The organism is Rhodopseudomonas boonkerdii, from assembly GCF_021184025.1.
GTDB classification, from domain to species: domain Bacteria; phylum Pseudomonadota; class Alphaproteobacteria; order Rhizobiales; family Xanthobacteraceae; genus Tardiphaga; species Tardiphaga boonkerdii.
This window is the reverse complement of the sequence record NZ_CP036537.1, coordinates 3626492-3639001: the sequence shown is the minus strand read 5'-3', so window position 1 is coordinate 3639001 and position 12510 is coordinate 3626492. Positions and strand designations below refer to the sequence as shown.

Annotated in this window: 10 protein-coding genes; 6 read left to right on the top strand and 4 right to left on the bottom strand. The window is 62.0% G+C overall.

Annotation, left to right across the window (positions count from 1 at the left end; genetic code table 11):
- Positions 1-9: 9 nt before the first annotated feature.
- Positions 10-864 carry a pantoate--beta-alanine ligase gene (panC, locus tag E0H22_RS16685; protein ID WP_233022124.1) on the bottom strand — a complete coding sequence of 285 codons (855 nt, stop codon included), beginning with the start codon at positions 862-864 and terminating at the stop codon, positions 10-12.
- 238 nt (positions 865-1102) lie between these two features.
- Between panC and E0H22_RS16680 the strand changes: the two genes are divergently transcribed.
- The 3 genes from E0H22_RS16680 to E0H22_RS16670 all read left to right on the top strand — a co-directional run bounded on the left by E0H22_RS16680 (position 1103) and on the right by E0H22_RS16670 (position 3893).
- A complete protein-coding gene (locus E0H22_RS16680; RefSeq protein ID WP_233022123.1) occupies positions 1103-2023 on the top strand; it encodes a division plane positioning ATPase MipZ in 921 nt (306 codons plus the stop codon).
- A 377-nt stretch (positions 2024-2400) separates the two neighbouring features.
- A complete protein-coding gene (locus E0H22_RS16675; protein WP_233022122.1) occupies positions 2401-3291 on the top strand; it encodes an alpha/beta fold hydrolase in 891 nt (296 codons plus the stop codon).
- A 95-nt stretch (positions 3292-3386) separates the two neighbouring features.
- Entirely contained in the window at positions 3387-3893 is a 507-nt protein-coding gene (locus tag E0H22_RS16670) for a DnaJ domain-containing protein (RefSeq protein ID WP_233022121.1), read from the top strand.
- A 219-nt stretch (positions 3894-4112) separates the two neighbouring features.
- On the opposite strand, the gene E0H22_RS16665 is transcribed toward E0H22_RS16670, so the two are convergent.
- The gene (locus E0H22_RS16665) at positions 4113-5939 is read right to left on the bottom strand and encodes a D-alanyl-D-alanine carboxypeptidase (RefSeq protein WP_233022120.1); all 1827 of its coding nucleotides are present in this window, start codon (positions 5937-5939) and stop codon (positions 4113-4115) included.
- A gap of 389 nt (positions 5940-6328) precedes the next feature.
- Here E0H22_RS16665 and E0H22_RS16660 point away from each other — a divergent pair, with 389 nt between their 5' ends.
- Positions 6329-6664 carry a phasin family protein gene (locus tag E0H22_RS16660; RefSeq protein ID WP_233022119.1) on the top strand — a complete coding sequence of 112 codons (336 nt, stop codon included), beginning with the start codon at positions 6329-6331 and terminating at the stop codon, positions 6662-6664.
- 74 nt (positions 6665-6738) lie between these two features.
- On the opposite strand, the gene E0H22_RS16655 is transcribed toward E0H22_RS16660, so the two are convergent.
- The gene (locus E0H22_RS16655) at positions 6739-8358 is read right to left on the bottom strand and encodes a pilus assembly protein TadG-related protein (RefSeq protein WP_347340796.1); all 1620 of its coding nucleotides are present in this window, start codon (positions 8356-8358) and stop codon (positions 6739-6741) included.
- Positions 8359-8667: 309 nt separating this feature from the next.
- On the opposite strand from E0H22_RS16655, the gene clpS reads away from it, so the two are divergent.
- Together clpS and clpA are read left to right on the top strand one after the other, a co-directional pair.
- Complete coding sequence (clpS, locus tag E0H22_RS16650) at positions 8668-9000, top strand: ATP-dependent Clp protease adapter ClpS (RefSeq protein ID WP_233026399.1); 333 nt, start codon at positions 8668-8670, stop codon at positions 8998-9000.
- Between the two features lie 245 nt (positions 9001-9245).
- Positions 9246-11642 carry an ATP-dependent Clp protease ATP-binding subunit ClpA gene (clpA, locus tag E0H22_RS16645; RefSeq protein WP_233022118.1) on the top strand — a complete coding sequence of 799 codons (2397 nt, stop codon included), beginning with the start codon at positions 9246-9248 and terminating at the stop codon, positions 11640-11642.
- A gap of 485 nt (positions 11643-12127) precedes the next feature.
- Here clpA and E0H22_RS16640 read toward each other — a convergent pair whose 3' ends face one another.
- Positions 12128-12478, bottom strand: a complete 351-nt coding sequence (locus E0H22_RS16640) for a PilZ domain-containing protein (RefSeq protein ID WP_233022117.1) — start codon at positions 12476-12478, stop codon at positions 12128-12130.
- Positions 12479-12510: the final 32 nt, after the last annotated feature.

Here is a 12510-nt window from a genome sequence, read left to right as displayed (position 1 = left end):
GTTCTCGTGCTACACTCCGATATTATCGATCAGCCGCGTCTTGCCGAGTTTCGCGGCGACAAGCAGCCGTACCGGGCCGTCTTTCATGGACGCGACCGGTGCCAGCGTTTCCGCATGCCGCGCTTCGAAATAGTCCAGCACGAAGCCGGCATCGGCGATCATTGCGGCGCCACCGGCAAGCGCGCTCGCGACGTCATCGCCGGCCTTCAACCGCTTCGCGGTTTCCTTCATGGCCTTGTACAGCACCGGCGCGGTCGCGCGATCGTCGGGGGACAGGTAGACATTGCGCGACGACATCGCGAGACCGTCGCGTTCGCGCACGGTGGTGGCACCGATCACCTTGACGCCGAGATCGAGATCCCGCGCCATCCGCGTCACCACCTTCAATTGCTGGAAATCCTTCTCGCCGAAGAACGCCATGTCGGGCCGCACCTGGGTGAACAGCTTGCCGACCACGGTGGCGACGCCGCCGAAGAAATGCGGGCGGAAGCGATCTTCGAGACCTGCGGTGGCCGGTCCCTCGGTGACGATCCTGGTCGCAAAACCCTCGGGATACATGACCTTGGCGTCGGGATTCCAAACCAGATCGGCGCCGGCCTCGGTCAGTTTCGCAAGGTCGCTCTTCCAGGTACGCGGATAGGCGCCGAAGTCCTCGGTGGGGGCGAACTGGGTCGGGTTCACGAAGATCGACACCACAACCTTGTCGCAGCGGCGCTGGGCGAGGCGCACCAGCGAGATATGACCGTCATGCAATGCGCCCATGGTGGGCACCATGCCGATGGTCGCCTTGCGTGCGCGCAGGCCGTCCGTGGCGCGGCGAAGGGCAGGGAGGGTGCGGGCGATTTGGGGGGCGCGGCGGGGCATGTTGGCTCGTTGTCGTTGGCGGCGTGGAATGCGTGCGCGCCTGCTTAGCAAAGCGCGCATAGGTGCGCCAAGCCTTCGCTGTGGTGCTCCGATGCTACGATCCCGCGGCGGATTCATCATTAAAAGCGTTGGCGAGGGACCTGGCTCGCGCAAGGTTCGTATTTTTCTTGACCGTTGTCCGACCGTGCCTTTGAAGATGATCGCAGGGATCGGAAACGGTCCCGAGGGATCGCGAACGATGTTGATGCGGAGCGCACAGCAGTCCGGTACGGCGCATGTCATCGTGCTCGGCAACGAGAAGGGCGGGTCGGGCAAGTCCACGACCGCGCTGCATATCGCCGTGGCCCTGCTCAAGGCGGGCCAACGCGTCGCCACCATCGATCTCGATTGTCGCCAGCAGAGTTTTACCCGCTACATCACCAACCGCTGCGCCTGGGCAGAGCGTGCGAACCTGGCGCTCGAAGTGCCGGAGCATCATTGCCTGCAACTCGGCGAGAGCATGCAGATTGCGGACAACGAGTCCTTCGAGCTCGAACAGTTTGCGCAGGCGATGGCCGCAGTGGAACGCAGTCATGACTTCATTGTCATCGATACGCCGGGCAGCGACACTTTCCTGATGCGGCTGGCGCATTCGATGGCGGACACGCTGGTCACGCCGATCAATGACAGTTTTCTCGATTTCGATGTGCTCGGTACGATCGATCCCACGAACTACACAGTCACCGGCGAAAGCCATTACGCCGAGATGGCGCGCGATTCCAGGCGCAAGCGCCGCCAGCATGACGGCTCCACCACCGACTGGATCGTGGTACGCAATCGCCTCTCCATGATCGGTTCGCACAACAAGATGCTGGTCGCGGGTGTGCTCGATGAGCTCGCCTTTCGACTCGGCTTTCGCCCGGTGGACGGGCTGGCCGAGCGCGTGATGTATCGCGAGTTCTTCCCGCGTGGCCTGACCGCCCTCGATGATCTCAATGAGGCGACTCTCGGTCGTCGTCCGAGCATGGGTCATGTTACCGCGCGCGAAGAGGTGGTGGAGTTGCTCCGCAAGCTCAAACTGCCGCTCGACGAGCGGGGGCGCCGCCGTGCCGCCAATCGGGCTGAATGGGCCGCGCAGGCCGACAAGGCCCTGGAGCTTCACGACATCGTCGACAATTGATCGGCCCGTACCGCAAGTCATTGAAATTATTGTTCGCCTTCGAGCGAAGCGACTTGTTACGCCGATTTCACCGGTAACATAAGGAGGAAGCGCGGAACGCGCGGTGCCTTCGACAGTTGATTTGTCGTCGTATTCCCGGCGCATTTGAAACCTCGTTCCCTTGCGGAAACGGCTCAAGTTCGCTGAATTCAGCCGTGGATTTATTCGCAACTGCACAAGAAAAGGATGCGGCGCACAATGTTACGGCGCGTGAGTCACAACATTTAGCCTTCCTGTCACAGCGCTGTGACATATATGCTGTTCAAGCAGCGGTCATTGTCATCCACCGATCACAATCATCGCAGCCTGGACCGGCGAAGCCCGCCGAGGGACCGAACATGAAACGCGGATTACTGATCCTGCTTTCGGTTTGCGTACTGACCACTGTCGCGTATTTCACCGCGAGCAAGTGGGCGATCCGTCATGAGACGCTGACGTTCATGGACAAGGAACGTAATCGTCCCGTGCAGGTGGATATCGCCGTTCGCCGCGACAAGGAAATGCAGGCGAATGCCGGCATGATCACGTTGCCGGTCGCGATCCTCAATCACGGCAACACCGTCAAGTTCACGGAGTACTCGTTCCTCGCAAACGTGTTTGCTGCACGCGGCTACATGGCCGTGAGCATTCAGCACGATCTGGCGACCGATGCGCCGCTCGTCACCAATGTGGGCGAATTGTATGTGGGCCGTCTGCCGGTCTATGAGCGCGGTGTCGAGAACATCAAATTCGCGGTCAAGGAGCTGAAGAAGATTCAGCCCAATTCCGACTACGACCACCTGACCCTTGTCGGTCATTCCAACGGCGGCGACATTTCCATGTTCTTCGCCCGGGAGTATCCGGACGAGGTCAAGAAGGTCGTGACGCTGGATAACCTGCGTGTGCCGTTCATGACCGACGGCAAGTTCAAGATCCTGTCGTTCCGGTCGCACGACGCGGTGTTCAAGCCCGATCCCGGTGTCGTGCCCGATGACGATGTGTGCGAGAAGGCCGGCATCACCGTCGTCAACACAGGCGCGCAGCATACGGATATGAGCGATCGCGGTCCGGAAGCGCTGAAGGAGAAGATCCAGGGGCTGCTGTCGAAGTTCCTCGACGATGACAGCAAGCTGTCGCCTGTGAAAGGGAAGCCTCAGATCCTGGACAAGCCCGGCAGGCCGGCTCCCGCCCAGCAGAGCATGGTGACCGATCCCGGCAAGCTCGCCCAGTACACGCCCAGCGTGAACTGAGCGGCGCTGCCGCGTAATCCGCTGCGGCGGCATGCGACGTCAGCTGGTCCTACACGCGCTTCCAAGCCCGTCCACAACCGACTAATGATCGCGGCATGGCCACACTGATTGCCGGCGCCGTCGCCGTTTTCGTTCTTTACATGCTGCTGCAGCTGCTGCGGACGGCAAACCCGGCGCTGTTGGCTCGGGCTGTGAAAGTTGCAGGCGGCGTGCTGTGCCTGGCGGCGGCAGCCTTCACCGGGTTGCGAGGCGAGTTGTGGGTCGCCATTCCGATCGGATTATTTGGCGCTGGCCTGCTGGGCTGGGCGCCGTTCGGCGGCGGGCTGGCCGAAGCTGAGCTTGACCGCCGGTTTCCCGGCTGGCGTCAGCACGCGCAGGGCAATGCGGCAGGGCGGAATGGCGGGCGCGCGGCGCCGGGCAAAATGTCGGACGAGGAGGCCTATCAGATCCTTGGCGTGAAGCCGGGGGCGGGGCGCGATGAGATCAGCCGGGCGCATCGATCCCTGATGAAGAAATTGCATCCCGACCAAGGGGGCTCGACGTATCTGGCGGCTCGGGTCAACGAGGCCAAGGATACTCTGCTTCGCACGCATCGCAGCTAACTCCAGAACGCTTTACGCCACTGACTGCGAGTGCTTCCGTTCTCTGTGGGACGCCCCGTCGTCCGCCGTTGTTCGGCGTGATCGATCATTTCCCGTCTGTTTTTGTAGTGCGGATTTCTTGACGAGAGGTTGCCCGCGGCAGGATTTATTTACCGTGAAACGAAAAACGGCCGGGACATCGTCCCGGCCGTTTGTGTGTCGCGCAGACGTTGGCGGCGATCAGTTCCTGATGGTGATGCAGGGAATGTCCGAGCGCTTCAGCGTCTTGCACGCGGCCTCCGCCTGATCGCGGTCCAGGCCGGCGAAGCGGGCGCGGTAGAGCTTGCGCGAGCCGTTACCGACGGTCTCGGTGAAAGGATCGGCCTTGCCGAGCGCGCCGCGCGCACTGTCGCGGGCGGCGTCGAGCCGGGTCTGGGCTTCGCTCTCGCTGCTGAGCGCGCCGACCTGAATGATCCAGCCGGAATGCGCCGTGGCGGGCTTGATCGAGCCGGCCTGCTGCACGGCCTGTGGGGCAGGGGCCGGAGCTGCTGCCGGCGGAGCGGCATAGGCCATGGCCATGCCGCCATGCTGGACGCTGGAGGCCGGCAGCACGCCGAGGATACCGTTGCCGGTGCCGTGGCCGGCCGGCTGGCGCGGCATCTCCGAGCGGGCATAGAGCGAATTGGTGGTCTCGGGAGAGCGGGCCGGAGGCTCGTTCGAGGTTGCGACGGTGTTGGTCGCTGCCGGAGCCGACGTTTCGGTGCTCGCCGAGGCGACACGGTACTGACCCGACTTCACCTGAACGGTGCGGACGCGGACCGGCTTCATCGGCTCGGCGGATCCCGGAATGGTCGCAATCGGTTCGGACTGGATCACGCCGCTATTGAGCGAGCCGGTATCGGGCCTGCGGGCCTGCGGTATCGGCGCGGCGGCGGGCGGAACGGCGGCGGTTGCGGCGGTCAGGAAAGAGCGGCTGGGGACGGCTGCGGCGGCAGCAGGGCGAGGGGCGGGTTCAGGCGTGGCAACAGGCTCCGCTGAAGGTGGAGTGGCGGTGGCGACCTGGATAGCACCATTGACCTGCTTCGTTTCGGTGGGGCGCGATTTTGCCTCGACTTCGGCGACCTCGGTGGCAGCTTCCGCCGGACTGCGCTCGGTGATGGCCGCGACGGTACGGCGGGTGGCGCCCTTTTCGAGATTGTCGGCGAGCAACGTGCGCATGGCGGCGTCGCGCGAGCCGCCGCTGCGGCCGCCGAGCACCACGCCGACAAGGTGGCGGTTGCCGCGCTTCATCGAGGAGACGAGGTTGAAGCCGGAGGCGCGGGTATAGCCGGTCTTGATACCGTCCACGCCTTCTACCGAGCCGATCAGGCGATTGTGGTTGCGGATGTTGCGGCCACGGAAATTGAACGAGGCCGTGGCGAAGTAGCGATAGTAGCGCGGGAAGCGATCCTGAATGGCGCGGCCGAGCACCGACTGGTCGCGGGCGGTGGTGACCTGCGCATCGTCGGGCAGGCCTGAGGCGTTGCGATAGACGGTGCGGCTCATGCCGAGCGCGCGGGCCTTGCGGGTCATCAGCTTGGCGAAATCGTCTTCATCGCCGGCGATCGCTTCGGCGATCACGACGGCGGCGTCATTGGCCGAACGGGTGACGAGACCCTTGATGGCGTCCTCGACGCGAAGCGTCTGGCCGGGCCGCAGGCCAAGCTTGGTTGGCGATTGCTCCGAAGCGTGCTGCGAGACCGGCATCTGGCTATCGAGCGAAATCTTGCCCTGTTCGAGCTTCTCGAACAGCATGTACAGCGTCATGATCTTGGTGAGCGAGGCCGGATGGCGCAGCGCGTCCGGATTGGTCGATTGCAGGACGGCGCCGGAATTGCCATCGACGATGATGGAAGCGAAAGCGGGGTTGTAGCTGGAGACGCGGGTGACGTGGCTCTTCGCCTTGCCCTTGTGCCGCCGGCGGGCATCCGCCGTATCGACCGTGAAGGCGACGGCAATGCCGATGGTGACAAGCCCCAGTACGCACACACGAAGGGTGCGCGACGAAGCAAACGTTGTGCGAAGCATGGACTTCCCCGTCAGATCGGTCTCATTCCCCCGCCGGTGAGGCTAAATTATGCCCGGCACCCCGGAGGTTCGTCTCAGTTTGTGGTCGGCCTGAGCGCGCTCTCGACGGAAGGCAATTTGATCTCGCCATTCTGGCTAAGAGCATGTGCTCACGCAGTTTTTTGGCCTCGCGGCCATTACGCAACAATGCAGGGAATCAAGGTAGGTCGCCCGGGTTGCCAAACAGTTAAGCAAATCTTGCGCCGCATACCGGAATTCGAGGCAAATGCCGGTAATTGTGCGTTGCACGCCTTTCTTGACCGGATTGTGCATTGCGGGATAGATGCGGGCTGACTTTCACGGGCTGGAACCCGGTTCCGCCCGCCCATGCAATCCGGGAAAGGATGTCCATGATCAAGTTTGAAGATCTGCAGCAATATGGCCAGGAGCAGTTTGCCAGCGCCGTGGCTTCGGCGGCGGAGATGGGCAGCAATGCGCAGGCAATCGCGACGGCGGTCGGTGACTATGCGAAGAAGTCGATGGAAGACGGCAATGCGATGGTGACCGAACTGGCGACCGTCAAGTCGATGGAGAAGGCGTTCGAGATCCAGGGCGACTATGCCCGGATGGCCTATGAGAATTTCGTCACCGAAGGGCAGAAGATCGGCGGCCTCTATGCCGACCTCGCCAAGCAGGCCTGCAAGCCGTTCGAAGGCTTTATCGCGAAGATGACCTCGGCTGCCTGAGCGCGCGCATCATGACCAAACAAAAACGCCCGGCCGAACGGCCGGGCGTTTTTGTTTGGTGCGAGCTTCATGTGTTAGCGAGAGACGCGCAGCTTGTTGAGCGAGTTACCGATCGCCGTGAAGGCGGTCGCAATGCCGGATGCTGTGGTCGTGGCGAAGAAGTTGCCCGTGCTGGCGCAATATTTCAGGACTGCGGAGTCTGGATCACCGTCGGTATTGACCTGGATCGTGTAGATCATTGCGCCTGAGCTTTTGATGTTATCGCAAAGGATCTGCTGGCGCGCGTCAATATTTGGTTCCGGAGCACTGGCAGAAGTGCCATCACCATACTTGCGACTGCCGGTGTTCAGCCCGTCGGACAGCAGAATGATTGCGTCAGTGTACTTGTAGTCGGCATCTTTTGCAGGAGCAGGGAAGGGATCCGTGCCCACCTGTAGCGTCGTCCAGGCCCAGGCCATACCGATCATCTGGTTGGTGCCACCGGATGCCTTCAGCCCATCGATCATAGTTTTGATGGTCTGGACGTTGCTGCTGCCATAAGCGGACGTCATCGGCAGCAGCGCTGGCGGGCAGCTATCGTTGCCCTGCTGCACGTAAAACATAGCCGGGTAACTCGTTGCAGTGCCGGTGGGCGCATCCTTCGTCGTGTCATAGGGCTCGTCACGATCTTCAACGCAACCTTTCCAGGAATTCTTGTTGGTTGCGTATGTCCACTTGGTACCAAGATAAGGATATTTCTTAGCGTAGGCTTGGCAGGTCTCCGGCGACATTGAAAAGTTGTTGTTGTTGCAGGTGCCGAGTTGGTCCCAACGGAGCCAGCTTGCATTCTTGTTCGAGACGCCGACATTCACCATCTGCGCGAACGGAATGATCGAAATATAAACGTCCTCCGTCATCCGCGATGCTGAGCTTAATGTATCGATGAGGTTCTGTGCTGCGGTCTTCATGGCCGCCAGTTTGCCATCGTCGTTCATCGATCCAGTCACGTCGAGCGCCATGGCGACACGCATGCGCGTCGAGCCCCAGGTCGTCGTCGATGAGCCGTTGATGCTCATCTGCGGGAAGCCGACCATCTTCATGAAGTCCGTGGTGACGGTGCCGGAGCCGGTCAAGGTGACGGTCGAGCCATCCTTGGTGTTGGACGTGTAGCTCGCGGTCACCGTGATGGGGCTCGATGAATTGTTGGTGTAGAGCGCGTTGAAGTAGTTGGTGGCCTTGGCCGAGATTTCGGCTGTGGACATCGATGGGTTGGAACCGAGATCCTTCGAGACCATGAGCGCAGCCGAATCCAGTGCGACCTTCATGGAGGAACGCGCCGCTGTGGTTCGCGAATAGTCGACGGCGGCGCCGACGAAGCCGAGCAGGGGCACCAGCGAGACGGCAAAGATCGTCGCGACATTGCCACGCTCGCCGCGGATGAAGCGCCGGGCGGCACGAAGCGTCTGGGCTGAAATCGGACGGATGAACATGGTGACTGCCACAATGGTTTGATGGCGGCCATTTCGCGGAACGTGGCTAAACGGGCGGTAAAAGTGTCCGCAGAAAATCGGTAAAAGGCTGCGTATCGGTAGCCAGGGGCGCGACTGCCGGGTATCATCCTCAACAGCGGCTAAACCGAAAAGCCGGGGATCGGGCGTAATTGCGCAGGTTTCGTTAACCTTTGCCCGGCGCGCGGAACGGTCACCGCTCGCCACACCATCCTCGATGCGCTTGCGAGGGGCTGTTGTGGGACCCATATTGGCGGTGCCCGGTCCTGTTTCGGCGGATGCCCGCGGGGCCGTTTGCGACCGCATTCTTGCGGCGACAGCGTGGCCGGCCGGCGGTCGCTTCGGTGGTCGTCTTGCGCGGCGGGCAGGGAGTAATTCCGGGGGACGCAGCCCGTGCAGGGCTGGTCAATTCCCGGCGGGGACTTTTATACAGAGACCATGGTCCAGGCAGTTTTGATATCCGAGCCCGAAGGCAGTCTGCGGACGCAGCCGTCCGACATCCATGCGCCGCGCGCCATGGCGGAGGACGACAATCAGTCCGGCGGACCCGGCGGGCCATCCACCTCGGTCATCACCAAGACCAAGCCGAAGACGAAGCGGCCGAACCTTTATCGCGTGCTGATCCTCAACGACGATTACACGCCGATGGAATTCGTCGTTCACGTGCTGGAGAAATTTTTCCAGAAGGATGTGGAAGCGGCGACGCAGATCATGCTGCATGTCCATCATCACGGCATCGGCGAGTGCGGTGTCTACACCTATGAGATCGCCGAAACCAAAGTGACGCAGGTGATGGATTTTGCGCGCAAGCACCAGCATCCCCTCCAATGCGTCATGGAAAAGAAATAACGCCGCGCAGCGCCCCGGAAACGGGAATGGGTTTTGCATCGATTCCAGGCCGCGTGGTGCGGCAAGCTGCACAGGTGTGAGCCGCCGCATGTCATAGATCGTGCGGGGACCACGCATGACGGCACCGGGCGATCGGTATCGGAACCGGCCTTTCGCCACGATCGTTCAGCACTATATGCAGAAAGGTTCTTGTTGCCTGCGAGGGTAACGATGGCCATGATGGTGGGGGCCAAAGAGGACGCGGAATGCCAACTTTTTCTCAAAGCCTAGAACAATCGCTGCACCGGGCGCTCTCGATCGCCAATGAGCGCCATCACCAGTATGCAACGCTGGAACATCTCCTTTTGTCGCTGGTGGACGACAGCGATGCGGCGGCGGTGATGCGGGCCTGCAGCGTCGATCTCGACAAGCTGCGCGGCAGTCTCGTCAATTATCTCGAAACCGAATTCGAAAACCTGGTGACGGACGGCAGCGACGACGCCAAGCCGACCGCGGGTTTCCAGCGCGTGATTCAGCGCGCCGTCATTCACGTGCAGTCGTCCGGTCGCGAGGAAGTGACCGGCGCCAACGTGCTGATCGCGATCTTCGCCGAGCGCGAAAGCCATGCCGCCTATTTCCTGCAGGAGCAGGACATGACGCGCTATGACGCGGTGAATTACATCAGCCATGGCATCGCCAAGCGGCCGGGCGTCTCCGAGGCGCGGCCGGTGCGCGGCGTCGACGAGGAGACCGAGAACAAGGGCGGCGACGAAGCCAAGAAGAAGGGCGAGGCGCTCGAGACCTATTGCGTCAACCTCAACAAGAAGGCCAAGGACGGTAAGATCGACCCGGTAATCGGACGCAATTCCGAAATCAACCGCGCGATCCAGGTGCTGTGCCGCCGCCAGAAGAACAACCCGCTGTTTGTCGGCGAAGCTGGCGTCGGCAAGACGGCGATCGCCGAAGGCCTCGCCAAGCGCATCGTCGACAGCGATGTGCCGGAAGTGCTGTCGGCCGCCACCGTGTTCTCGCTCGACATGGGCACGCTGCTCGCCGGCACGCGCTATCGCGGCGATTTCGAGGAACGCCTCAAGCAGGTGTTGAAGGAACTGGAAGCGCATCCGAATGCGATCCTGTTCATCGACGAAATCCATACGGTGATCGGCGCCGGCGCCACCTCGGGCGGCGCCATGGATGCATCGAATCTGCTCAAGCCAGCGCTGGCTTCGGGGGCGATACGCTGCATGGGCTCGACTACCTACAAAGAATATCGCCAGCACTTCGAGAAGGACCGCGCACTGGTGCGGCGCTTCCAGAAGATCGACGTCAACGAGCCGACGGTCGATGACGCGATCCTGATCCTGAAGGGGCTGAAGCCTTACTTCGAGGATTACCACAAGCTGAAATATACCAACGAGGCCATCGAGGCCGCGGTGCAGCTGTCGTCGCGCTACATCCACGACCGCAAGCTGCCGGACAAGGCGATCGATGTGATCGACGAATCCGGCGCGGCGCAGATGCTGGTGACCGAGAGCAAGCGCAAGAAGACCATCGGCATCAAGGAGATCGAGACCACCATCGCGACGATGGCGCGCATCCCGCCGAAGAGCGTGTCGAAGGACGACGCCGAGACGCTGAAGCATCTCGAAGCCACCCTCAAGCGCGTGGTGTTCGGCCAGGACAAGGCCATCGAGGCGCTGTCCGCATCGATCAAGCTGGCGCGCGCCGGCCTGCGCGAACCGGAGAAGCCGATCGGCTCCTACCTGTTCTCGGGCCCGACGGGCGTCGGCAAGACCGAGGTGGCGAAGCAGCTGGCGGCGACGCTCGGCGTCGAACTGCTGCGCTTCGACATGTCCGAATATATGGAGCGGCACACGGTGTCGCGCCTGATCGGTGCACCTCCCGGCTATGTCGGCTTCGACCAGGGCGGCCTGCTCACCGATGGCGTGGATCAGCATCCGCATTGCGTGGTGCTGCTCGACGAAATCGAGAAGGCGCATCCGGATCTCTACAACGTGCTGCTGCAGGTGATGGATCACGGCCGGCTGACCGACAACAACGGCAAGCAGGTGAATTTCCGCAACGTCATCCTGATCATGACGACCAATGCGGGCGCGGCCGATCTCGCGCGTCAGGCCTTCGGCTTCACCCGCAGCAAGCGGGAAGGCGACGACCACGAGGCGATCAACCGTCAGTTCGCACCGGAATTCCGCAACCGTCTCGACGCCATCGTGTCGTTCGGCCATCTGAATTCCGACGTCATCGGCATGGTGGTGGAGAAGTTCGTGCTGCAGCTGGAAGCCCAGCTGGCGGACCGCGACGTCACCATCGAACTGTCCGAGCCGGCGAAGAACTGGCTGATCCAGCACGGTTACGACGAGCAGATGGGTGCGCGCCCGATGGGCCGCGTGATCCAGGAATACATCAAGAAGCCGCTCGCCGAAGAGCTGCTATTCGGCGAACTCAAGAATGGCGGCCATGTCCGCGTGGTCCTCAAGAAGGGCGAGGCGGTGCTCGGCGTCGAGCAGGAGACCATCGGTTTCGAATTCGTCGATGGCCCGGTGACGCCGAAGCCGGAAAAGCTGCCGGCCAAGCGCGGCGCCGCGAAGAAGCCGAAGCCCGGCAAGGGCTCGGGTTCGGCGAAGGGACTGGTGAAGGCGTAAGGCTTTTGCTGGGTTGAAACGAAAAAGGCCGGTGAGCGATCACCGGCCTTTTTGTTTGTCCCTCATGGTGAGGAGGCCTAGCGGCGCAATTGCGCCGCTGACAGCGCCGTCTCGAACCGTGAGCTGGCTTGGCTCCGCGCTCGCGGCCATCCTTCGAGACGCCCGCTTTGCGCACTCCTCAGAGTCTGACTCAAAAGCGGTCTGGGGCGCTTTTGACTGCTTTTGCTCGGGACAATGCCGCGTTCAACTCAGTATCTCACTTCTCCGTCCCTCATCCTGAGGAGCGGCCATTTGGCCGCGTCTCGAAGGATGGCGACAAGCTCGGAGACCAGCCATCTCATGGTTCGAGACGGCGCTTCGCGCCTCCTCACCATGAGGGATAGCGTCTGTTGCGCTCGGTCTGGGCGACCAGCAGCGCCAAACTACGGACTGCATTTCCAGTCAGACTCTCAGGATGAGGGACGGAGCGCAGTGGGTCGAGAGTGTTACTTCCCCAACAGCCGCTGGATTTCCATCTGCAGTTCGCGCTTCTTCGCCTCGCTCTTGCGGACGCGCGCGTCGAGATCCGAAGCGGGGGCTTCATCGGCCCGCGCTTCGTTGAAGGACACGCCGACGACGTTGCCGCGCGACCAGATGATGTCGGCCGACACCGGGCGACCGTCGCGTTCGATGGTCAGGGACATCTGATCCTTGATCGGGCGGTGGCCGAGCGGGAACTGGACGCGGGCGCCATCCTCGGAAATGTCACGGACGACGCATTCCTTGGCCTTCTGATCCTTCGATGCGACGGCGCTGATGATCACCTTGTCGCGCGGATGTTTGCGACGATCGTCCATGTCCCGAAATCCCCGTTTGAAACGGGCGGACT

Excerpts from the sequence above, each read along its gene's own strand:
- E0H22_RS16680 (WP_233022123.1), top strand. The coding sequence starts at position 1,103 with ATGTTGATGCGGAGCGCACAGCAGTCCGGTACGGCGCATGTCATCGTG.
- clpA (WP_233022118.1), top strand. The coding sequence starts at position 9,246 with ATGCCAACTTTTTCTCAAAGCCTAGAACAATCGCTGCACCGGGCGCTC.
- E0H22_RS16665 (WP_233022120.1), bottom strand. The coding sequence starts at position 5,939 with ATGCTTCGCACAACGTTTGCTTCGTCGCGCACCCTTCGTGTGTGCGTA.
- E0H22_RS16670 (WP_233022121.1), top strand. The coding sequence starts at position 3,387 with ATGGCCACACTGATTGCCGGCGCCGTCGCCGTTTTCGTTCTTTACATG.
- panC (WP_233022124.1), bottom strand. The coding sequence starts at position 864 with ATGCCCCGCCGCGCCCCCCAAATCGCCCGCACCCTCCCTGCCCTTCGC.
- E0H22_RS16660 (WP_233022119.1), top strand. The coding sequence starts at position 6,329 with ATGATCAAGTTTGAAGATCTGCAGCAATATGGCCAGGAGCAGTTTGCC.
- E0H22_RS16640 (WP_233022117.1), bottom strand. The coding sequence starts at position 12,478 with ATGGACGATCGTCGCAAACATCCGCGCGACAAGGTGATCATCAGCGCC.
- E0H22_RS16675 (WP_233022122.1), top strand. The coding sequence starts at position 2,401 with ATGAAACGCGGATTACTGATCCTGCTTTCGGTTTGCGTACTGACCACT.
- clpS (WP_233026399.1), top strand. The coding sequence starts at position 8,668 with ATGGCGGAGGACGACAATCAGTCCGGCGGACCCGGCGGGCCATCCACC.